At 51.0% G+C, this 22707-nt stretch carries 23 protein-coding genes; 5 read left to right on the top strand and 18 right to left on the bottom strand.

The genetic code is table 11. From position 1 onward, the window contains the following. Nucleotides 1-66: 66 nt before the first annotated feature. Together BMY11_RS25105 and BMY11_RS25100 are read right to left on the bottom strand one after the other, a co-directional pair. Nucleotides 67-1761: a M3 family oligoendopeptidase gene (locus BMY11_RS25105; protein ID WP_090582573.1), complete on the bottom strand. Its 1695-nt coding sequence runs from the start codon at nt 1759-1761 to the stop codon at nt 67-69. Between the two features lie 120 nt (nt 1762-1881). Then, complete coding sequence (locus tag BMY11_RS25100; RefSeq protein WP_090582570.1) at nt 1882-2193, bottom strand: hypothetical protein; 312 nt, start codon at nt 2191-2193, stop codon at nt 1882-1884. 157 nt (nt 2194-2350) lie between these two features. Here BMY11_RS25100 and BMY11_RS25095 point away from each other — a divergent pair, with 157 nt between their 5' ends. After that, nucleotides 2351-3784, top strand: coding sequence for a sigma-54 interaction domain-containing protein (locus tag BMY11_RS25095; RefSeq protein WP_090582568.1), 1434 nt, complete (start codon nt 2351-2353; stop codon nt 3782-3784). 186 nt (nt 3785-3970) lie between these two features. Then, entirely contained in the window at nt 3971-5470 is a 1500-nt protein-coding gene (ablA, locus tag BMY11_RS25090; RefSeq protein WP_256217775.1) for a lysine 2,3-aminomutase, read from the top strand. A 26-nt stretch (nt 5471-5496) separates the two neighbouring features. Here the strand turns inward: ablA and BMY11_RS25085 are convergent, their stop codons facing one another. Genes BMY11_RS25085 through BMY11_RS25070 form a run of 4 tightly spaced genes read right to left on the bottom strand, consistent with a single transcriptional unit; the run spans nt 5497 to nt 9476 of the window. Beyond that, on the bottom strand, nt 5497-6786 hold the full coding sequence (locus BMY11_RS25085; protein ID WP_090582566.1) for a peptidase: 1290 nt from the start codon (nt 6784-6786) through the stop codon (nt 5497-5499). Nucleotides 6787-6817: 31 nt separating this feature from the next. After that, nucleotides 6818-7480 (bottom strand): 3-oxoacid CoA-transferase subunit B, encoded by a 663-nt coding sequence (locus BMY11_RS25080; protein WP_371262940.1) that lies wholly within the window; start codon nt 7478-7480, stop codon nt 6818-6820. Beyond that, the gene (locus BMY11_RS25075; RefSeq protein WP_090582562.1) at nt 7423-8142 is read right to left on the bottom strand and encodes a CoA transferase subunit A; all 720 of its coding nucleotides are present in this window, start codon (nt 8140-8142) and stop codon (nt 7423-7425) included. The genes BMY11_RS25080 and BMY11_RS25075 overlap by 58 nt, the downstream gene beginning before the upstream one ends. Next, a complete protein-coding gene (locus tag BMY11_RS25070) occupies nt 8139-9476 on the bottom strand; it encodes an aspartate aminotransferase family protein (RefSeq protein WP_090582560.1) in 1338 nt (445 codons plus the stop codon). The genes BMY11_RS25075 and BMY11_RS25070 overlap by 4 nt, the downstream gene beginning before the upstream one ends. Nucleotides 9477-9660: 184 nt before the next feature. On the opposite strand from BMY11_RS25070, the gene ablB reads away from it, so the two are divergent. Further along, nucleotides 9661-10542, top strand: coding sequence for a putative beta-lysine N-acetyltransferase (ablB, locus tag BMY11_RS25065; RefSeq protein ID WP_090582558.1), 882 nt, complete (start codon nt 9661-9663; stop codon nt 10540-10542). Here the strand turns inward: ablB and rpoN are convergent. Genes rpoN through gabT form a run of 3 tightly spaced genes read right to left on the bottom strand, consistent with a single transcriptional unit; the run spans nt 10523 to nt 14699 of the window. Next, complete coding sequence (gene rpoN / locus BMY11_RS25060) at nt 10523-11842, bottom strand: RNA polymerase factor sigma-54 (protein WP_177182822.1); 1320 nt, start codon at nt 11840-11842, stop codon at nt 10523-10525. The genes ablB and rpoN overlap by 20 nt on opposite strands. A gap of 57 nt (nt 11843-11899) precedes the next feature. Continuing rightward, entirely contained in the window at nt 11900-13321 is a 1422-nt protein-coding gene (locus BMY11_RS25055; RefSeq protein WP_090582554.1) for an aldehyde dehydrogenase family protein, read from the bottom strand. A gap of 16 nt (nt 13322-13337) precedes the next feature. Next, nucleotides 13338-14699, bottom strand: a complete 1362-nt coding sequence (gene gabT, locus BMY11_RS25050; RefSeq protein WP_090582552.1) for a 4-aminobutyrate--2-oxoglutarate transaminase — start codon at nt 14697-14699, stop codon at nt 13338-13340. Nucleotides 14700-14905: 206 nt separating this feature from the next. Here gabT and BMY11_RS25045 point away from each other — a divergent pair, with 206 nt between their 5' ends. After that, complete coding sequence (locus BMY11_RS25045) at nt 14906-15289, top strand: LysM peptidoglycan-binding domain-containing protein (protein WP_090582551.1); 384 nt, start codon at nt 14906-14908, stop codon at nt 15287-15289. A gap of 166 nt (nt 15290-15455) precedes the next feature. Here BMY11_RS25045 and BMY11_RS25040 read toward each other — a convergent pair whose 3' ends face one another. The 9 genes from BMY11_RS25040 to BMY11_RS25005 form a co-directional block, all read right to left on the bottom strand. After that, nucleotides 15456-16073: a phosphotransferase gene (locus BMY11_RS25040; protein WP_143069347.1), complete on the bottom strand. Its 618-nt coding sequence runs from the start codon at nt 16071-16073 to the stop codon at nt 15456-15458. A gap of 74 nt (nt 16074-16147) precedes the next feature. Beyond that, on the bottom strand, nt 16148-16429 hold the full coding sequence (locus tag BMY11_RS29795) for a hypothetical protein (RefSeq protein WP_371262939.1): 282 nt from the start codon (nt 16427-16429) through the stop codon (nt 16148-16150). Continuing rightward, nucleotides 16410-16919 carry a class I SAM-dependent methyltransferase gene (locus tag BMY11_RS25035; protein WP_371262938.1) on the bottom strand — a complete coding sequence of 170 codons (510 nt, stop codon included), beginning with the start codon at nt 16917-16919 and terminating at the stop codon, nt 16410-16412. Before BMY11_RS25035 ends, BMY11_RS29795 begins: the two co-directional genes overlap by 20 nt. 127 nt (nt 16920-17046) lie before the next feature. Continuing rightward, nucleotides 17047-17946 (bottom strand): SDR family oxidoreductase, encoded by a 900-nt coding sequence (locus BMY11_RS25030; protein WP_090582547.1) that lies wholly within the window; start codon nt 17944-17946, stop codon nt 17047-17049. Nucleotides 17947-18033: 87 nt separating this feature from the next. Continuing rightward, nucleotides 18034-18975 (bottom strand): aminoglycoside phosphotransferase family protein, encoded by a 942-nt coding sequence (locus BMY11_RS25025; RefSeq protein WP_177182821.1) that lies wholly within the window; start codon nt 18973-18975, stop codon nt 18034-18036. Nucleotides 18976-19075: 100 nt separating this feature from the next. Then, nucleotides 19076-20026: a CgeB family protein gene (locus BMY11_RS25020; protein ID WP_090582543.1), complete on the bottom strand. Its 951-nt coding sequence runs from the start codon at nt 20024-20026 to the stop codon at nt 19076-19078. A 242-nt stretch (nt 20027-20268) separates the two neighbouring features. Next, nucleotides 20269-20817: a GNAT family N-acetyltransferase gene (locus BMY11_RS25015; RefSeq protein ID WP_256217761.1), complete on the bottom strand. Its 549-nt coding sequence runs from the start codon at nt 20815-20817 to the stop codon at nt 20269-20271. Beyond that, nucleotides 20818-21207 (bottom strand): VOC family protein, encoded by a 390-nt coding sequence (locus BMY11_RS25010; RefSeq protein ID WP_090582541.1) that lies wholly within the window; start codon nt 21205-21207, stop codon nt 20818-20820. Further along, nucleotides 21200-22027, bottom strand: coding sequence for a nucleotidyltransferase domain-containing protein (locus BMY11_RS25005; protein WP_090582539.1), 828 nt, complete (start codon nt 22025-22027; stop codon nt 21200-21202). Before BMY11_RS25005 ends, BMY11_RS25010 begins: the two co-directional genes overlap by 8 nt. Before the next feature lie 308 nt (nt 22028-22335). Between BMY11_RS25005 and BMY11_RS25000 the strand changes: the two genes are divergently transcribed. After that, entirely contained in the window at nt 22336-22662 is a 327-nt protein-coding gene (locus tag BMY11_RS25000) for a hypothetical protein (RefSeq protein WP_090582537.1), read from the top strand. Nucleotides 22663-22707: the final 45 nt, after the last annotated feature.

The following is a 22707-nucleotide window of genomic DNA, read 5'->3' as shown; positions in this document are numbered from 1 at the left end:
CCTTCACGGAGAAGAGCATCTGCTTGCTTGTGTTTTGTAATATGTTAATCTGAACTGCGCCTCGCTTTACAACGCCGTATCGTCCACGCTGTCCAGCCAGCCCTCGATGCTGCCGATAACCGACGACACGCAGCCGTCCTCGAACGGCGAGATAAGACCCGCCACCTTCACGAGCTCCGTGAAGGAAAGGCTGCCGCCTTGTCGGCATAGGTTCACGTAAGCATCCCACGCCGCTGTGCGATCCTCATTCATTTGCTTCCAGAACTGGAACGCGCAGATTTGCGCAAGCGTGTAGTCGATGTAGTAGAACGGCGAGCCAAAGATATGGCCCTGCTTATGCCAGAAACCGCCGCGCTCCAAGTACTCGTTGTCCGCATAGTCACGGTGTGGCAAGTACTTGCGCTCGATATCGCGCCATGCTTGCTTCCGCTCTGTTGGCGTCGCATCCGGGTTCTCATAGACGAAATGCTGGAATTCATCGACTGTCACGCCGTACGGAATGAACAGCAAGCCGCTGCCAAGGTGCTCAAACCGGTATTTATCCGCATCTTCCTCGAAGAAGAGATTCATCCACGGCCATGTGAAGAACTCCATGCTCATGGAGTGGATCTCGCACGCCTCATAGGTCGGGAAGCTGTATTCCGGCACCGCGAAGCTGCGGCTCTCGTACACTTGAAAAGCATGGCCCGCTTCATGCGTCAATACATCAATATCACCGGAGGTACCGTTGAAGTTGGAGAAAATAAACGGTGCGCCATACTCGCTAATGTACGTACAGTAGCCCCCGCCCTGCTTGCCCTTCTTGCTCACCAGATCCATAAGGCCGTTGTCCTGCATGAAACGGAAGAATGCATCTGTCTCCGGTGACAGCTCGGCGTACATCTTCGCACCGCCCGCTACGATCCAATCCGGATTGCCCTTCGGCTTCGCATTGCCGCTTTTGAAGCTAAAATTCTCATCATAGTAGCGAAGCTCATCAACACCGATCCGATTCTGCTGACGCTGACGCAGCTTTGTTGCCGCAGGCACGATATTCTCGAGCACTTGCTTACGGAAGTTAACGACCATCTCCGCATTGTAGTCGGTACGGCTCATCCGTGCGTAACCAAGCTCAACAAAATTCGTGAAGCCAAGCTTCTTCGCGATATTCGTGCGTACCTTCACGAGCTCGTCGTAGATACGGTCGAAGTTCGCTTCGTTCTCGGCCATGAAGCCAGATGATGCTTCAAGCGCTCTTTTCCGCATATCCCGGTCTGTCGACTGCTGGAATGGACCGAGCTGCGAGAGCGTGCGCTCCTCGCCTTCGAACATGATTTTCGCAGAAGCGATCAGCTTCGAATATTCTGTAGACAGCTTGTTCTCAAGCTGCAAATCTTCAATTATGTCTGGGTTGAACGTCTTCAGCGCAAGCTCGGCGAGGGAGAACAACTGCTTTCCCCACTTCTGCTCCAGCTGTACACGAAACTTCGAATCGACCAGCGCACGGTAGTAATCGGTTATGTATTCCTGGACGATCGGACCGTTCTCATCGAAGAAGTCCTGCTCCGCTTTATAGAATTCATCGTTCGTGTCAATCGAGTGCCGAATGCTCGCCAACTGCTGCTGAGTGTCGAACTCGCTGCGCAGCTTGTTGATCTCGGCCATTACTAGATCCTGCTCTTCATAGCTCACGGCTGACTGAAACTTCGTCAACTCTTCCTTGAACTTCGCCTCGAATGAAGCCACATCCGGGCGTTCGTACCGGTACTCGTTGAATTTCATGACGATATACCTACCTTTCGCTAAATAATGAAATAAATTGACGGACGACTATCCAATTATATCCTATCCATACCATTTTCGTGAAGGAGCGAGTGCGTGAAGAATCGAAGAAGCCCCCCGTCATTCGGAGGGCTGCTCGGCTGCGCGTTTAAACCGGCCAATAATGTCCATCACATACTTGAAGATGACGGATGCTCCACCTAAGAAGAACAGCACAATGAGCGTGTACTCCGTCGGATCAATCGGTATCATGGAGAGAATAAAGTTCAGCGGTAACACATAGTAGAGAATATCTTTCAAATAGCTAAGAAATGTTGTATCGAAAGTCCCTTTCCAGAACGAAGGGATAAATGCAGTTAGGAAGTCGAGGATCATGAAGCCGAGTACGGCCCACATGGTGTACGTAACCCAAGCGACAAGTGTAAATTCCATTTCGTAATCACCACCTTCATACACAGTATGCTAGGTTATCGCCCTGGTGAGTTTATTTCGCGCATTGCGCCCGAATATTTTGCATACCGTTTCTCATAAGGACGTATCGGAACAGTTGTCAGTTCCATGCTTCGTCCAGGCGGAGGGAAGTGCGGCGGTGCTAGGGCGAAATGATTCCGTTTCGAATTATTTTGAGAAGCTACTTAATACAATCGACGTCGGCGTGCATTTCATCGACCGTGAGGGTAATACCGTGTTCTATAATGACAAAATGGCGGAGATCGATGGGCTGAACCGTGAGCAGGTGCTGGGGCAAAATATTTTGCATCTCTATCCCTCCCTCACAATCGAGACGAGTACGCTGGAGAAGGTGTTGCAGACTGGGCAGCAGCTCCCTGCACGAATTCAGACCTATTTCAACGTCGATGGCAAGCGAATCATGACGATCAACAGCACGTATCCGCTCTATGACAATAACCGGCTCGTCGGTGCGCTTGAAGTGGCGAAGGATATTACGAGCATCGTCCATCTGCATGATCAGATTCTGGATCTCAGGCAGCAGCTGTACCAGCCGAAGCAGAAGGATCCGAAGAGTAAAGCCTCTGCACGCTATGAGTTCAGCGATCTCATTGGGCAGAGCAAGCCATTTCAGGACGTGCTGCAGCTGGCGAAAAAGACGTCGCGCACCAATTCTCCTGTACTCATCTACGGTGCTACCGGCACTGGCAAAGAACTGTTCGCCCAAAGCATTCATAATGCAGGCGTCCGCCGCAGCCGCCCTTTCATCGCGCAGAACTGTGCGGCTGTACCGGCAGACCTGCTGGAAGGAATCATGTTCGGCACGACGCGCGGCGCATTCACCGGCGCAGTCGATCGGGCAGGTTTGTTCGAGCAAGCGAGCGGCGGAACACTGTTTCTCGACGAACTGAATAGCCTTGATATTTACTTGCAAGCGAAGCTGCTTCGCGTGCTGCAGGACGGCATGGTGCGCCGGATCGGTGGGACGACCGAGATGCAAGCGGATGTGCGAGTCATTACCGCGATGAATATGGACCCGATGAGAGCGCTCGATGAGGGGCGTTTGCGAGGTGATCTTTATTTTCGGCTTAGTGTTGTGAAGCTGGAGCTGCCGCTGCTCAAAGATCGAATAGAGGATATTCCGCTGCTTGTCGATCATTTCATTGAGCAAATGAATGGCGTGTTCGGGATGCAATTGACCGGCATTGCACCTGCTGCGCTCACTCGGCTGACCTCTTATTCGTGGCCAGGCAATGTACGGGAGCTCAGCCATGCGATTGAGTCGGCGTTCAACATGGTCGAGATCGACGATACGCTGATTGACGAGCATCATCTTCCTGCCAATCTGTTGGGAGAACGGCAAGATCGGAGCAGATCGCTGCCTACCTCGCAAGCACCGGAGGATGAGAAGCTGACCAATCGCATCAAGCAGATGGAGCGTGAAGCGATACAAGAAGCGCTGCAGCGGAATGCGTTCAACATTAGCCTAACGGCGCAAGAGCTCGGCATCAAACGGCAAGCGCTGCAATACAAGCTGAAGCGGTATGGCATTTCGAAGCAGACAGCCGAATGAGCAACCAAATGTGCTGCTGAATGAGAAACCGAAAGATAAACTGAATGATAAACTGAATGAGAGATACGTGTAAAATGGGCTCCCTCGCTGGAGCTCTTTTTTTATTAATGCAGCGCTGTTGGCACACTCCTTGCTTCTTTATTGAAGTAGATAGGTAATCTCATGGAGGTGCGAGAGCAGATGAATATGGCTAGCAATGGCGGAAAGGACAAGGTGCCTCTTAGCAGCAACCGGCATTGGAAAGAGGTTCCGCTCTGGAAGGATGTCACGGATGAACAGTGGAACGATTGGCTGTGGCAGCTCACGCACACGATTAAGACGCTCGATGAATTGAAGCAGGTTGTCAATCTGACACCGGATGAAGAAGTAGGTGTGCAGATCTCGACACAGACGATCCCGCTCAACATTACGCCTTACTACGCTTCCCTTATGCATCCTGACGACCCAAGGTGCCCGATCAGGCTGCAATCGGTTCCGATCTCGGCTGAGCTGCTCAAGACCAAATATGACTTGGAAGATCCGCTGTACGAGGATGAAGATTCACCGACTCCCGGACTTACGCATCGCTACCCAGACCGTGTGCTGTTCCTCGTGACGAACCAATGCTCCATGTACTGCCGGTACTGCACGCGCAGACGCTTCTCCGGCCAAGTCGGCATGGGCGTACCGAAGAAGCAGATGGACGATGCAATCGCCTATATCCGCAACACGCCGGAAGTGCGCGATGTGCTGCTCTCGGGCGGCGACGGGCTGCTAATAAACGATACGATTCTTGAATATATTCTGAAGAATTTGCGGGAGATCCCGCATGTCGAGATTATTCGGATCGGCACGCGCGCGCCAGTCGTGTTCCCTCAGCGGATTACCGAGAATCTGTGCAAGATGCTGCGCAAATACCATCCGATATGGCTCAATACGCATTTCAATCACCCGCTCGAGATGACGGACGAGGCGAAGAAAGCGTGCGAGATGCTAGCAGACGCCGGCGTGCCGCTCGGCAACCAAGCAGTTATATTAGCGGGCATCAACGATAGCACGCACATCATGAAGAAGCTGATGCATGATCTCGTCAAAATCCGCGTCCGCCCGTATTACATCTACCAGTGCGATTTGTCCGAAGGCATCGGCCATTTCCGGGCTCCAGTTTCGAAGGGGCTTGAAATTATCGAAGCGCTTCGCGGGCATACGAGCGGATATGCGGTGCCTACCTTCGTTGTCGACGCTCCTGGCGGTGGCGGGAAAATCGCGCTGCAGCCGAACTACCTCATCTCGCAAAGCCAAGATAAGGTCATCTTGCGCAACTACGAAGGGGTTATCGTCGGCTATCCAGAGCCGAAGAACTACGTCTCCGGCCGTGCTGACGAGTATTTCAATGAAATCTATAAGATCGACAAGCAGCCGGAGAGCACCGGCATTATCTCGCTCATTAAGGATGAGAATTTCAACCTGGTGCCAGAAAATTTGCGGCGGATCGGCAGGCGGAAGCTCTATCAGCAGACGCCGGACCACCACTCGCTCAAGGACAAACGCGAGAAACGCGACGAGATGAAGCAGAAGCTTATGAAGGCTCGGCAAGGCGATGGGGAAAAAGCGACGGTTGTTCCCGCACCGCAGCAGGCGGCTGCACCGACACCTCCGGCAGAAGGAGAAACTAGCGGCAACAATGACGGTTCGACGACAGAATAAACAAGAAGAAAGCCTTGCCGCTCCAGTTACGAGGAGCCGGCAAGGCTTTCTTCTGCTTCTATTCCGCACCAAGCGAGCATGGTGAGCGCAATAATTTCGGCTGTGCGGAACATGTCTTCGAGCACAATATGCTCATTCGGATAATGAGCAGTATGCGTTAAGCCCGGACCGAACACGATGCATGGTGTATCGCCGACGACGGTCAGAAGGCCGCCGTCCGTTCCCCACGGGGATGCCTCAATTGCCGGCTTGCTCCCGAGCACACTTTCAAATTGCTCTGACAGAACTCCTATCAGCTCGTGACCGATATCGACGCTGCCCGGCACCCAGCGAGCGCCGAACCATTCGAGCCGCGGCGGTGAAACCGCGAACCACTCATCCTGCGCCTGCAGCCGATCCATCCACGCAGCGAGCTCCGCTTTCACTTCGTCCATGCTTTCCTCTGGCGCGACGCCGATCCGCCCTTCAATCGTCACGATATCTGGCACGGAGGACGGCCAGTTGCCTCCGTTGATCGTCCCGATATTAATCGGTATCGGTATCGGATTGTTCGCAAACAGCGGATCATTAATTCGCGCGTTCCGTACGCGTTCAAGCTCAAGCAGCTCCGACACGACAATCATACATTTCTCGATCGCGCTGACACCTTCATACCGCGTTCCGCCATGCGCGGAGCGGCCCTTCACATGAATCCGAAACCACATCGAACCTTGCTGTTTCGGGAATATCCGCATATTCGTCGGCTCGGGAATAAGCGCCGCATCAGCCTTATATCCCTTCAAGATAGCAGCGAGCGTCCCGGCGCCTCCACTCTCCTCTTCGACAACACTTTGGAATATGACGTCGCCCTTCAGCTGAATGCCTAGCTCACGAATCGCTTGAATCGCGAGCAGCAGCGCGACATTCCCTCCCTTCATATCCGAAGCGCCACGACCATACAGCTTGCCATCCGTCACTTCACCGCTGAAGGGATGACTGGTCCACTGCTTCACATCTCCTTCCGGCACGACGTCCATATGCCCATTGAGCAGAATGGACCGCCCACCGCCGCTTCCCCGGAGAACCCCAACGACGTTCGGACTTCCGGTGAACTTGCTGCGCGGCGAATAGAAATACGGATGCTTCACCAGCAATTCTCCATCCGGTTCCCACAGCTCAACCTCAAGATTCAAATCGTATAGCTTGCCGGCGATTAGCATCTGCGCCTGCTGCTCATTGCCCTGCGTGCTCGGCATTCGAACCAAGCTTTGCAGCAAGCGAGTTCCATCTTCACGGTGATGCGCCAGCCATTCATGTATTTGTGCTTTCCAGCTCATGCTGCTCCCTCCCATGCAATGCGGTCAACCCTTATGGAATATAGAGAATTTGCTCAGGCAATGTAAGGCTCGCTTCTGTGCAGCGGATTACCTCTTCGAGCGTATAAGGCAACATGATTTCTCGCAAAAGAAGTCCGTCAGCCGTTACCTCCATTACCGCCATATCCGTAATAATCAGATCGACACACGCAGGAGCAGTGAGCGGCAGCTCGCACTGCTTCCTAATCTTAGGCGCGCCGTCTCGATTCACATGATTCATAATCGCGACCACTTTCTTCGCCTTCTGCGCAAGCTCCATCGCGCCTCCGATCCCCGCCGCCCGCTTGCCGGGTACAATCCAATTCGCGAGGTCTCCACGCTCGCTCACTTCAAGCGCACCAAGCACAGTCATATCAATGCAGCCTCTGCGAATCATAGCGAACGCGATAGCACTGTCGCAATACGATGCGCCTTCAACAATCGTCACCGGATAGCCACCGGCATTGCACAGAAATCCGTCTTCCTCGCCTTGTGCAGGGCTCGGTCCCGCTCCAAGAATCCCATTCTCTGCATGAAAAGTCACTTCAATGCCTTCTCCGATAAAATCAGCCACACGCGTTGGAATGCCTATGCCAAGGTTCACGACCATGCCATCCTTCAGCTCCGCGGCGGCCCTTCTTGCGATTCGGTCGCGACTCGTTTCTCCCATACCCACTGCCAGTTCACCCCTTTGCCTGTGATGACTGCATTTACGAAGATGCCAGGCGTAATGATCAGCTCCGGATCAAGGCTGCCTATTGGCACGATCACATCCGCCTCGGCAATGGTCCGCTCACCAGCCATCGCGACGAGTGGATTGAAGTTTCGCCCGCTCTTGTCGTAGACCAGATTGCCGTACAGATCGGCTTTACTCGCGTGCACAATGGCAACGTCCGCCGTTAATGCTGGCTCGACCAAGTACGTTCGGCCTTCGATGACGACCGTCTCCTTGCCATTTGCAATCGACGTGCCCATCCCGACATCGACGAGAATGCCGCCGAGCCCGACGCCACCCGCCCGAATCTTCTCGGCGAGCGTCCCCTGCGGATAGAAAATAATTTCCATCCGCCCATCCTCCATCATCCGCCCTGCGTTCGGATTAGACCCTATGTGTGAAGTGATCGCTTTACGAACTCGGCCTTCGGTAACTAACCGACCGATGCCGATCCACGGGAAGCCCGTATCGTTGCCGATGAGCGTAAGGTCCCTCACCCCTTTATCGAGAATACCTTCAATGAGCGTCGGCGGTGTGCCGATGCCCCCAAATCCGCCATACATGAGCGTGCAGCCGTCCGTTATCCAGCTCAGCGCTTCTTCAAGTGATCGCTGTTTATTCATCCGCTGAGAACCTCCTGACTCACTTCGGCGATGGCTTCGCCGAGTCGCTCTACTAGCAGATCCATCTCCTCTGTGCTGATCGTAAACGGAGGCGCGATGATGATCGCATCGCCTTCGCCGTCCACGCCGCCCGCCGCAGGATAGATCAGCAGGCCTTTGTTGAATGCTCGCTCTACCACCCGCGTCGTGAGCGCTGCACTTGAAGGAAAAGGCTCCTTCGTCTGCCGATCCGCCACGAACTCTAGCCCGAGCAGCAGCCCTTTGCCGCGAACATCGCCGATGATTTCGAGGACCGCAGCCATACTTGACAATGCAGCTTGCAAGTATTGTCCTTTCTCCCGTGCAGCTTCTACAAGCTGCTGGTCTTCGATATAATCGAGCACGGCGAGTGCCACTGCAGCCGACTGCGGATTCGCGCTGTAGGTGTGGCCAGACATGACAAGCTTCGAGCCGTTCAGAATCGGCTCCAGCACATGATCCTTGGCAAGCGTCGCTGCCATCGGCGTATAGCCAGCGCTTAGCCCTTTGCCAAGTGCAATGATATCCGGCTGAATGCCCCAGTGCTCCATCCCGAACATCATGCCGGTTCGAGCGATTCCGGTCATGACTTCATCGGCGATGAATAAAATTTCATGACGCCTGCAAATCTCCATAATGCGCTCATAGTAGCCATCCGGCGGCACAACCGCCCCTCCTGCAGCGCCAATGACCGGCTCAGCGATAAAGGCTGCGATATGCTCGGAACCGATTCTTTTGACTACCGTCTCCAGATCATTCGCACAGGATTGACCGCATGTGGACGGATCGAGCTGCATCGGACAGCGGTAGCAGTAAGGGGGGGCTACGAGCGGAAAGTCCTCGAGCAGCGGAACGAATCGCCTTCGCCTCGTGAAATGCCCGGACATGGATAGTGCGCCGAGCGTGATGCCGTGATAGCTCATTCGCCTAGACAGCACCTTATATTTGCTCGGCCTCCCCTTCTCCTGCCAGTGCTGAATCGCAATCTTCATCGCCGTTTCGGTCGCCTCGGAGCCGCTGTTTACGAAGAACGACCAGTAATCATGCCCGGGTGCCAGATCACTAAGCCGCTCCGCAAGCGCCTCCGCCGGTTCACTCGTAAACTGTGAGCGGTAGACGAACGACACCTTGCTCGCCTGCTCCTGCATCGCGTCTGCAATTTCCTGCACGCCGTGGCCGATGCCAGCCGTTACTGCACCTGAGGAAGCGTCCAGATAGGAGTTACCTTGATCGTCATACAAGAACACGCCTTTGCCATATGATATCGTGGGATAATGATGGTTCAGCAGTGGTTTAATGAGATGTTCCCGTTTCATCGAGAGCCTCCTCCCATGTATAATCAAGCCGATGTACCTATGCAAAAGTTTTGGCACTGCAAGCATGAAACTGCCAAATTATGATGTATCCATTCCCGGAGGCTGGCGTTCTAACTCTATCTCCAAAGTTGGTATCAAACTTGCATCGAAATAAGCTGCATCTGATTTAATGGAGGACGATTATATGTCTAAAGAACCGAACACGAACCGCTATTACAGCGTAGTCACTGAAAATGGAGATGAAGGTTTGTCGCTCCAATTATTTCTTGATTACTTCAACAAACGTCTACGCATTGATGACTATACAGGCGAAGCCGACTTGGTATGCCGACGTGCCGCTGAAGTAGCGCAGGAGCAAGCATTTACGAAGATTTTCATCAAAGCGCGCAGCGATGACTGGATGGCATTTCTAACACATGGATATATGCTGGAAGGGATTTTCAAGGGTTATTTTCACGGGTGTGACGCTTATAGCATGGCTTGTTATACAGACTTGGAGCGAAGAACGAGCGATTATTGGATGGAAGAGGATCAGATTCTAAGGCAAGTGCTGGCACTTGAGAAGAAGCTCGAGCGCGATACGGTGCCAGCGTCATTCGTGCTGCGACCAGCTGTTGGGACGGATGCTGACGAGCTCGCCGCTTTATATGGCCAAGTGTTTCAGACATACCCCACGCCAATGAATGACCCCGCGTACATTCGGCATGTGATGGATGAGGGAACGGTGTTCTTCGTCGTTGTGGACGATGGCAAGCTAATCAGCGCTTCGTCTGCGGAGATTAATTCGGTCTATCACAATGCGGAGATTACGGACTGCGTCACGCTTCCCGCATATCGGGGCAAAGGCTTCATGCGTCTGCTTATTCAGTCGCTCGAGGAGGATTTGCGTAAGCGTAACATCCTCGCTCTCTACTCGTTATCTCGCGCTCTGTCTTTTGGCATGAATGCGGCTCTGTTCCAGCTCGGCTACGAGTATACCGGCAGATTGACTAAGAACTGCGATATTTACGATAAATTCGAGGATATGAATATGTGGTGCAAGCAGCTTACCGTTTCCGGTGAATAGAAGAAGCGATGCCAAGCGACTCCCGGTACTTCGTCACCGTTCGGCGTGAGATGGGAATCCCATCCTGAGCGAACGCATCTGCCAGCTGTTGGTCCGAATATGGCGACTCACCTTCTGTACGGATCAACTCCTTCAAGCGTGCTTTTACCGATTCAGCCGATATGGCATCATCAAGCCCTTTATTAAAGCCTGTCGGGAAGAAAAAGCCAAGCTCATACGTTCCCCACGCTGTAAGTGCGAATTTTCCTGATGCTGCTCGGCTGATCGTCGATTCATGCAGCCCCAGCTTATCGGCGATATCAAGCAGCGTCATAGGCCTCAGCTGCGCCGGACCGAATCGGAAGAACGCGGCCTGCTCCTCCACAATTGCACGCGTGACACGAAGAAGTGTCGCCCGCCTTTGCTCCAGACAGCGAATGAGAAAAGCGGCGGCACTCCTCCTCGTATGGAGAAAAATACCTGTTTCCTCCGTTCGATTCACATTCAGAGTCAACTTTTCGTACTCCGCGTTGATATGCAGCCGCGGGAACGCCGCATCATGCAGCATCACTGCAAACTGCCCCTCTTCACCAGCTGAACGGACGATTACATCAGGTAGGACATACCCAGGTGCTCCCGCTTGAAACGCCGCACCAGGCCTCGGCTGCAGCGATTTGAGCTGTGCAATTGCAGTGGTGATATCGGCCTCGCTTGCTTTCAGCCGTTGCTTCAGCTTATGGATCCGTGAGGCAGCCACGTCCTCGAGAAAATCCTCAATTAATTGCATGAGCAGCGGATGGCATTCGGGCAGCCGTTCTGCCTGCAATTTCAAACATTCAGACAAGCTCCTCGCTCCCACACCTGCTGGCTCAAGCTTTCTCAGAATCTGAAACGCCTGAGCCACTAAAGCCTGATCGACCTCAAGCTGCACCGCTAACTGCTGATCGTCCAAGGATAAATAACCACTGGCATCCAAATTTCCGATCAGATAACGGACGATTCGCTTCATCTCTTCCTTCTCATCTAGGTCGACATTCAGCTGCTCAAGCAGATGCTGCTCAAGCGTTTCCGTTTGTCCCGCAACATGCTGCAAGCTATCGTAGTCGCTGCTGCTTCGGGAACTACCAGTGCTTTTGCGCGTGTCCGTCGACCAGTCTGCTTGCTCGAGCATCGGATTATCTTCCAGCTGTTGATTGATGAAAGCACGTAGCTCGGGCGCTGGCATCTGCAGTATCTTCACCGCTTGCTGAAGCTGTGGCGTCATATGCAGCTTAGTACGCTGCTGTTGTAGCATCCCAAATCCGCCGTAAGCACGTCGCATAAAGATCACCTGCCTCATGTGGCTCTTGCTCGATCCTTATATTGTATTCGCCTACAGCTAGGTCCGATTAATAATAACGGTTTTCAGCTCCGTCATTTCTTCAATCGCATACTTCACCCCTTCACGGCCGATGCCGCTCTCCTTCACCCCGCCGTACGGCATATGATCAACCCGGAACGTTGGAATGTCGTTGATGAGGACACCGCCGACATGCAGCTTCTCCACAGCTTCAAAAGCCGTATGAATGTTGTTCGTGTAAATGCCTGCATGCAGCCCATAACGCGAGTCGTTAATGTGCGCAATCCCTTCGCCGACATCCTGGATACGGTTAATTATTACAATTGGCGCGAAAACCTCTTCGCACGACACTTTAGCTGTACGGTCGACTTCGAGCAACACCGTCGGCAGCACCATCCCATTCGTGGTCGTTCCTCCATATGCCAGCTGTGCGCCTTCCAGAACGGCTTCCTCAATCCAAGCTAGCGCTCTTGTCGTATCCTGTTTCGTAATCATCGATGTCAGATCGGTATTCGGATCAAGCGGATCACCAAGTTTGAGCCCGCCGGCAGCTGCTGTGAACTGTTCTACGAATTCCTCATAGATCTCATTGTGCACATAGATGCGCTGAAGCGAGATGCAAACCTGACCCTGATAGGCAAAAGCACCCTGAACGCAGCGTGGAATGAGCTTCGTAAGCGGCACCTCTTTATCGACGATAAGCGCCGAATTCGATCCGAGCTCAAGCGCTACCCGCTTGAGCCCCGCCCGATTACGTATGCCGATACCAACCTTCGGGCTGCCTGTGAACGAGATTGCCTTTACACGCTCATCCTGTACGATGACATCGCCGATCACAGCGCCTGAGCCGGTGACCACATTAAGCGCGCCGGCCGGAAGTCCTGCCTCTTCAAGCAGCTCCGCGAGGAAATACGCCGACAGAGGCGTCTGTGAAGCCGGCTTCAGCACGATCGTATTACCCGATGCGATCGCTGGCCCAACCTTGTGGGCGACCAGATTCATCGGGAAGTTGAACGGCGTAATCGCGCCGATGACGCCAAGCGGCTCCCTCATCGTATACGCGATTCTGCCTTCGCCACCAGGCGCGGCATCGAGCGGAATCATCTCACCCGTTACCCGCTTCGCTTCCTCCGCTGCGAACTTATACGTCTGGATCGTCCGATCCACTTCCGTTCGCGCCGCTTTGATCGGCTTCGCCGCTTCAAGTGATATAAGACTGGCCGCCTCATCCGCACGCTCAGCGAGCAGCTGACTGAGCTTCTCCAGAATAGCTGCGCGTTTGTGCGCCGGCATGCTCGCCATGACCGCCTTCGCTTCATAGGCTGCTGCAATTGCGCGCTCGGTCTCTTCTTTCGTTGCGAGCGGAATATCGGCAAGCAGCACGCCTGAATAGGGGGAATAGAGTGGTGCATACGCACCTGGCTCCACCCATTTCCCCCCGATGTATAGATGTTTCTTCATTTTTGTTGCTCCCCCTTTAGTACGATTCAATTGCTGTAGTGGATATGATGGCATCTTTTATAATTTGCAGCCCTTCATGCAGCTGTTCGTCAGTCATCACAAGCGGTGTCAGAAATCGGAGCACATTGCCGTAAATGCCCGCACTCAGTACGATTACGCCAGATTCATAGCAAGCTTTCACCAGCTTCGCGACAAATCCCTTCAGCGGCTCACCGGTTGCTGGGTCCGTGAACTCGAGCGCACACATCGCCCCAAGTCCGCGTACCTCGGCGATAATCGGATACTGCTGCCGCAGCGTTTCGAAGAAGCTACGAATCTGCTCTCCAATCTGCACCGCCCTCTCGCATAATCGTTCGCGCTCGATTAGTTCAATTACTGCAAGCGCAGCGACGCAGCCGAGTGGGCTCCCCCCGTAAGTACCGCCGATCTCGCCTGTACTCGGCGCATCCATGATTTCAGCTCGGCCCGTTACAGCGCTAATCGGCACTCCGGCTGCGAGTGACTTGGACATCGTAATCAGATCCGGTTCAATACCGAACTGCGTCGATGCGAACATCGTCCCTGTCCGGCCGAATCCAGTCTGGATTTCATCGCTAATAAACAGAATACCGTTCTTTCGGCAAATCTCAAAGATCCCTTTCACATAAGATATTGGCGGAATGATGAACCCGCCCTCACCTTGCACGGGCTCCATAATAACAGCAGCCAGCTCCTCGGGCGCCGCTTCCGTGAGCAGAAACTGCTCGAACTGCTCCACGCAGAAGCTCGCATAAGCCTCTTCTGTCATCCCTTCCGGTCGGTACAAAGGATAGGGATACATCGCTTTATACGTAGCTGGCGCATAAGGTCCCATCTGGAACTTATACGGCTTCACTTTGCTCGTGAGCGACATGCCAAGCAGCGTCCGGCCGTGAAAGCCACGGGAGAACGAGACAATTCCGGGTTTGCCTGTGAACTTACGCGCGATCTTCACTGCATTCTCGACCGCCTCTGCCCCACTATTGAGTAGAATCGTCTTCTTCGCGAAGCTACCTGGCGTGATTGCAGCCAGCTTCTCCGCCAGCTTCACATAGGGCTCATACATCGCGACATGGAAGCAGCTATGAATGTATTGCTCCGCTTGCCGCTGCAGCGCTTCGACCACCTCCGTCGGGCAATGCCCCACATTGAGCGAGCCGATCGCTCCGGCAAAATCAAGAAACACATTGCCATCCACATCCGTAACGAGCGCTCCCTGCGCCTTCTGTACGAAGATCGGCGCCAAGTTCGACAGCCCCTGCGGTACGAACTGTCTCCTCGACTCCAGCAGCCTCCTCGCAGCTGGTCCAGGAAAGTCTACGGACACCGACACAAACTGGCGTTTCGGCACAGACTCCATCGTCTCACTCCTCTATACATCATCTTGTCTCTAGCTCACCTTCACCTGCCTAGAATTGAAGCAAGATTCATGCCACTGCTAAGCGCAGTGTGTCGCCTACCTTAAACAGGCCCGTGCGCCTATTTTACATGGACGTGGTACAAATCCGCAGGAGCCGCGATATGCTATATAGTCGAATAACCATCTTTTTATATGGAGGTAACTTAATGGATCGTGGATTTTTCCCTGGCGGCGGATTTGGCCGTCCGTTCTTCCGCCCGTTCGGTCATCCATTCTTCCCGAACCGCTTCTTGTTCCCGTTCTTCTTCTTTTCGCCGTTCTTCCCGTTCTGGCGTGACGGTAAGACAGAGGACATGGTTTTCGCCACTCACCAAGTCCAATCCGGTGACACGTTTGCAAGCATTTGCCACAAGTACAACATGCCTCACACCATTCTGGAAGAGGCGAACCCGCAAGTGAATCAAAGCCAGATGAAAAAAGGGGAAACGATCTACATTCCTCGCATTTCGAACATGGTTTGCCAAAAATCATACTCCGAGATGCCTGCTCAAGCTATGCAAAATCCGCAAGGTTCGATGGCGCAGCAGTAAGAAGCGTTTCCATGCATAAAGGGCTGTCCCGAAAGTCATCCTAGATGACTTCTGAGACAGCCCTATTTTTATTCAATGCGGTGGCTTTCAACTTAATAGGAGTGGATCATTCTGTTCCTTCCAATGTAGCCACTAGCTGGAAGTGCATACTAGCTCGATCAGACTGTCACTGTGATCTACTAGCCAATTGGACATTAGAATCAGTTGCTCCAAAAATATAAGTAAACGCATGCTGTACATCTTTCCCTGAAGCATGTTGTCCAACATAGATCGTTAGAAGAGCAACATAATAGATGTTCATCAGGAAGGGCAACTGCTTCATCTCATCCGCATTCAGTCTCATTTCCGCAGAAAAAACCTTCATAAATATTCTGACTGGCTCCAACAGCCCAGGATGGAATTGGAGAAGATGATTCAAACAAACTGCAAGCTCTATCGCCCTTATATCCCGACTCGCGAAATCAAAATCCAGTACTCCGCTCATCGTCCCATCACTACGAGTAAGTAAATTGAAGATTAATAAATCATGGTGTACAATCTGGCGAGGCAAGCGCTCAAGCTCAGTGTGACGTTCCTTTAGCTCATTCAACAGTTGACGAACCCGCGCGACACCTTCTCGCTTTATTTCAAACGGAGGATTCTGGATAAAGTCGACCAGCGCAGCTGTGCCGCTAAGCGGGTGAAGCGTATCCAATTCACAAAACGACAACGGCGCTGTTTCGGTCGTTCCCTTATCTGATAATGTAGCGAATGCAACGCTTAGCTCACCAACTGCTTTTCCCATCGCTTCTATGTGACAGTTCTCGCTCACATTAACTCGTTCAGTATCTGATCCATTTGCTGTTCCTCCTTACAGGTTTACTTCTTCCGACCAATATACAACAGATGCGATGCAGTTCCGAGCAAGTACGGGTCTTTCGCCGATTCGTAGACAAGCTCCATGATTTCGCCCTCTTCTCCGCGTTCGCGCCAATATGCCCAATGCTCCTCCGTTAATTGGCCTCCTATCCCTTTGGAAGTGATTAATTGAATCGTCTCAAAGCCTTGCTGCTCGAAGAAAGGATTTACATCCTCGATGTTGAAGAAATAAGCGCCCGTGTACCTGCCTTTATCCGTATGATTAAACACGCCAGACTGCATGAAGTCTCGTATCGCCGCGACTTGATCGAGCGGCTTCCATTGTGTAGGCGTCAACAATGCCGAGAGAAGCTGAGTTGTCCGAGGCCGAACGGCAACGAATACGAGGCCGCCCGTCTTCGTTACACGATGCAACTCTTGTAACGCTTGCACCTAACATAAGCGATGCGTCGAATTGATTGCTCTCAAGCTTACTTAAGTTTCTAGCATCCTGCACGAGGAAACTAGCAAATTGTTCGATTAACCCCAGTTCCCCCGCCTTCGCCTCGGCAACCTCCACCAATCTTGGTGTCAAATCGCTAAGCGTAATCTGGTAGCCAAGCTTCGCCAGTTCCATCGCATATTTGCCTGGACCTGCTCCATTATCTAGAATGTGTCCGGCTATAGGCAGATTCGACTGAATGTAATGTAGGTTCACGTTGAACTCAAGCGGCTCCCGGTCAAGCCTCCCCCACTCGTCAAAGCTAGAATAGTAATCAATGATTTCTTCCATATAGCGAACACCTCCAGTGGTAATTTCATCCATCTTAATTGAAGAACATGGAGCTGTAAATGACAAAAAAACTTCGCCCGTCAAGAGCGAAGCCGATTATGATATCTATACCATTACGTGTCTTCCATTATGTTTCAGTCATTATCCCGCCATTCACATGCAGCACTTGCCCCGTAACGAATGACGAATCGTCGGATGCCAAGTAAATATAAGTCGGCGCAAGCTCAAACGGCTGGCCTGCGCGCTTCATTGCCGTCTCAAGCCCGAACGTCTTCACGTACTCTGCCGAATAGCTCGATACGATCAGCGGCGTCCAGATCGGGCCTGGTGCTACCGCGTTGACGCGAATACCTTTGCATGCAAGCTGCAACGATAATGATCGGGTGAACGACACGATCGCGCCTTTCGTTGACGAGTAATCGACCAGGAGCGGTGCGCCGGCATAAGCGGTGACGGAAGCCGTGGAGATAATCGAGCTTCCAGACTTGAGGTAAGGATATGCCGCCTTCACCATATAAAACATGGGAAAAATATTCGTTCGATACGTTTGCTCCATCTGCTCATTCGAGATATCCGTTATGCAATCCTGCGGATACTGGACGCCTTGACCCATGACAAGCACATCGAGCTTGCCGTAGCACTCAATCGTTCTACGAACAACCTCCGGAGAGAAGGCAGGATCGCGCAAATCTCCTTCAATCAACAAACATTTGCGTCCATTCTGAGCGACCATTCTTCTCGTCGCTTCCGCGTCCTCGCGTTCATACAAATAGACGATGGCCATGTCCGCGCCTTCTTTGGCGAAGCCAATCGCGATCGCACGACCGATGCCGCTGTCGCCACCTGTAATGATTGCAATTTTACCGTTCATTTTGCCGCTGCCTTTATAGGAGGGATTATCAGATATCGGCGTCGGGTTCATTAAGTATTCGAGACCAGGCTGCACATTCTGATGCTGTGGCGGGAATGTGATCGGTACCTGCCGACAGCGCTCCTCATAACCGTAATAAGGATAACCGGGAAGCATAGTGAATCCTCCTTTCGCGATAACAAAGGTAGGATATTCGCCCAGTGTCCGGATGGTGCCTGATTGACGAGTAGCGGCTTAATTTAGCTAATCTATAATCATATCAACAACTTGCTTGGCGAACGCAGCGTAAGACTCTATCCGGTCAGGACATCTATCAATCGCCCAACGGAGGGTATCGAATGCTTTTAACAGCATTAACTGGCGCATCTCAGGAAGGCAATCGACACTGATACCGTATCCGTCTAAGAATGCATCGAAATCTTCATTATTCGGACCTTCTGCCAGTCCTAGCATTTGGCTCTGCATCACCACATTAATATCTCCATGCGGTACTGGACTTACATCCGCATTGCCCCAATCTATTAATATAACCTGTCCAGCCTGATTTACGATCGTATTCTTGAGCGATATATCTCCATGGGTTAAACCGAAGCGGAACGATACTTTCTTCAAGTTCTCAAACAGCTCACGTACTCTTTGCGATTTCGCCAAAGTGACTACGCCAAGCTCAATTAACCGATCACTCTCCGTCAAACTATTAATATTATACTGAATATATCCGAGCCAGCTACCATCCGACCCCGGATGACCAGGTGAATGAAATACTCCATCGACAGGATCAATCAGATTATCACCATGGCCTTTCACTTGGATCGAATGAATGCGCTTGGTATAATTGCCAATCTGCCTCCAAACATCGGTCGTTGGAACCGTGCTGTCTAACCCGTTGTCTCCTTCAACGAATGATTGAATCATGTATGCGGTTTCATCAATGACCCCAATGGACAACACCTCAGGTCCAGGAATGCCGACTGCGGCTGCTTGTTCCATACACCATTTTTCTTTCACATAGCTTGGATATGTACCTGCATCGTTCATGCGAACGACGAATTTGCGTGTCTCTGTTTCTACAACACAAACTTGATTTACGAAGCCTTTTCCTACGATTTGGTAGCAATCTTGTAATTCTTCACCAAGAAAACCGTATGCGATTCGTTCTGCTAACATAACTACGGCGTCTTTCACAGTTCCTGTCATCCCCTCAGAATTCGTATCTCGGATAGTTTACCACGAATCTGACCATCTGCCCGTTCGTTCAAATAAAAAAAGCAGCCAAGCATGCCGGCTACTTTAGTCCGATAATATCTAACATCGATTGAATTCGGCTCGAGAAGGTATGCTGACGAAGCGTTCGACGGTATCCTCTTGCGGCAATCTGAAGTCTCTCTTTATCATTGCGCAAGTAATACTCCAATTGCTCTATAAGCTGAGCAGCGTTCTCATAAGCAACGATTTCGGTACCAACATGATAGAATTGCGGCAATTCACTTCGTAAATCGGTTAGCTGAAAAGCACCTGCAGCAGCAATTTCAAATGTTCGGGGATTTATGGATTCAGCAGGCCAGCTATAGCCGTTCGCATTATCTACTCTACTTTCAGCTGTTCGGTGTAGATTGATGACAATTTTGGCGCCATTGTAATATTTGATCGACTCCGCCACGTCAAGCCAACCGTCATGAATGAAGGGTTTCAACATCTCATGATTCTTTAGGCGGATCCACCCGGAGCCTGCAATAAGTACTTTCTTGTTCTTCAAATAAGGAGCTAGCTCGTCGAAGAGATGCACACGATTCCAGAATGCTACCCCAACAAAGCAAATATCCACCTGATATTGCGGAGGGACATGCATGGGTTGATACAAATCAAAGTGTGCAGCAAGCGGCAAATGGAATGCCTGTGGAGATCCGTTATTCCTGTACAGCTGCTCGCAAGTTCGCTCATGCGTGAATACAAAATCATATCGAGTCGCATGTTCCACAGTCAAATCCGTGACATAGGGATCGTCTGCAAACCAGACGGCTGTAAGGATTCCCATGCTGCGAATGAGGGCGATATGTTCCAAATGCTCTGCCGGAAACACATGCAGCCCATTCAATACGAGGACAAGACTGGGACGAATCTCTTGCGCCTTCTGAAGCATTTCCTTCGCATCGACAACATGAAGCTCTCGAACGTTTCTCCTCAGCGCTTCAGTAACTCCTGCATCGATAGCCTCGAAGCCTTGCGGTATAAACATAACTCGATATTCTCGTATCTTATCCGTTGGCGGGGTCGTACTTTCGGCAATGCCTTTACACGCGCCGAGTCTCCAACCAGCCGCCCAGCCAGCCTTGTGGCCATTAATGCGCCCCCGGCTAAATTTCTTGACATGCCTCCTGTACCTCTTGTACCGCAACTATATCACCCTTGATCAATATATGCGGAGTAGTACAGTCGGACATGGGTAAGTACCTCAATTTACGGAGCAATTTGTGAGCACTATCGCTCCTTGGTCATGTAAAGAACCAAATCATTATCTGCACAAACGTTTGTAAATGGCATGACAACTTCGTTATGATAAGTGACTCCCCTGCCATCAGGCAAATATCCCCTCTTTGCATATAAACGCTGTGCAGGTCCATAGTAGATATGCATTCCCACACCAATTCCAACTTTTCCGTATTTTTCTATAGCAATTGTTTCAATCGCATCCATTAATCTGTTGCCGATACCGAGTCTCTTAAACGGATCAAATACATTGAAATCATTAACTTCAGGTATCCCTTGCTGGGCAAAAGGTGGATAAAAAGAAGTTGAGAGAAGATGTAAGCTTCCCGCAAGCTGATCTTTGTAAAAAGCGAGTAACGTTATTCTTGCACCGGATTCATTCTCATCCCAACATTTCAAGATATAATCAATATCTCTTTCAATATCATGATCGTTAAAAACTTGATGTATCATTTCAATGTCATCTAGCGTCATCTGTCGAATGTGAATGAAATCTTCCATTTGTAAATCCCCAACTTCCTGTCCCTGATTAGTTTTCATCTAAATAGAACATGCCATCAAGACATTGCCATCTAGATCTTTAAAATGGATAACCTCTTCATCCTTATAAGTAATCTCTACACCAACCTCGGTCAGAAATTGCAGCGCGTCATGCATATTCGGTGCCGTTAAGCTGAACAAAGGCAGTACCGAAGAGTTGGTTACTTCCTTCTTCCTGAGAAATAGATTAGAACAGCGATTATCGCTAAGGTCGAATATATGTAAATCCTCTCTAATTTCATCCGGATTCGGCAATCCAAGCAATTGGCAGTACCACGCCACCGAACGCTTCATATCGGTAATATAGACAAAAATCGCAGGAACACTAGCACTAATGGGAGATGTTTTCACTTGATCTAACTGCATATCGTTCTGCATTCTTCTATACATACAAGTACCATTCCTCAATCCAAGCAAAATCGCCATATTGTTCACGAATGAACCCCGATACTTCTCCCATCAGTGCTGCGCCTTCCGCGTATGCGGCATATTCCTCGAGCGCTAAATACTTCGTCAACCCGTTACTTTTCGGTAATGTATCCAGATAAACGTTCAACTTCTCACTATGTAACTGACCGAATCTGGTCGTGGACAAGTAATGGGATACCCATTTGTCGTGCGGATAACTGGTGCCATCAAGCAAATAAGCGATACGGCATAGCTGCTGCAGTAAGGTTGCCGCATGGATTGTTGCCGAGATGCTGTCGCCTCGAATGAGAGGATGGCGAAGCCAATCGAGCGTTAACATTAAATCCAAATAACAGTCCTTAATTGCCGGAATCGGATCGCGCAAGAAATTAGCCGATCCATCTGCCATGATAGTGGCAAATCGCTCACATGGGTCATGAAGCGGAATCGCATACTGAAACTCCCATACTTGCGGAAATTCAGATTCCTCAAAGTAACCGCGCAGTATTTCGAAGGACTCGAAGTGATAATGGCCCGCCCAATTGTCGATTGGCAGAAAAATACCGTCTTTTCGTTTGATCAGTCCAGCATCGAAATACTGCTCGATTATCGTTTGTCGAAGGGTTTCATCGCAGAAGAAAACAAAATCAATGTCGGAATATTGGTCACTGTTCCCTCTAGCCGCACTGCCTTTAAGCACGAGGGTTATCTGACTCCAATGTCGCTTCAGCACGGGATGGTCCGATAATTCATTCATATAAACAATAGCTTGTTTACGTAATTCCGCGCTCTTCTCATTCATTCAGATTTCCTCCAGCAAAATTTGATGGTTTCATCATAACTTCTTTCTTTGAATGACAAATCCTGCTTCTTCCACTTCCCCCACCATTCTTGTCATTTCATCTAACATTGTTTTTATACAGTCATGTATAATTTTAATTGAATTGATAAAATTAGGACAGTGAAAAATCAAGTCGCGAAGCTTTAGATATAATGAAAGACAAGCTGCTAACTGAATGGAGTAAAATCCTCAGCGCAGTCTTGAGTCCTAGCATTTTACAAGTACAAGCATAAGATAGAGTATCCCAGTTTGAGAGGGGGTACGACCCTATGGCAGGTATCAAAACCTTCATCAATACGACTGAAGCTTCCTTGCAGATGATCCTCTTCGTGCGTGCGGGTGAAGAAGTTTACAACCAGGCCGATGCGGTGCCCTTCACCTTAGGTCCACTTCAAACGCTTGACGTGTCCTATGGCAATGATTCCAACGGCTTCTTGAACGGAATCTTGCTCTTCACCATCTTCCAAGGCAGCCTCTACAGCAAAATCCAATTCGCAACCGAACGTGGACAATCACTGGATAATGCACTTAACACGAACAGTATTATTACGATTATCCTATCGAATACGGACTATGTTTTTGAGTTTAGCAACTAAGAGGCCCATCTGGATTCAAGCGAAACCTTGGCCCTGTCTCACGAA

Source organism: Paenibacillus sp. OV219 (genome assembly GCF_900110075.1).
Taxonomy (GTDB): Bacteria; Bacillota; Bacilli; order Paenibacillales; family Paenibacillaceae; genus Paenibacillus_Z.
This window is presented reverse-complemented; position numbering and strand designations above follow the sequence as displayed.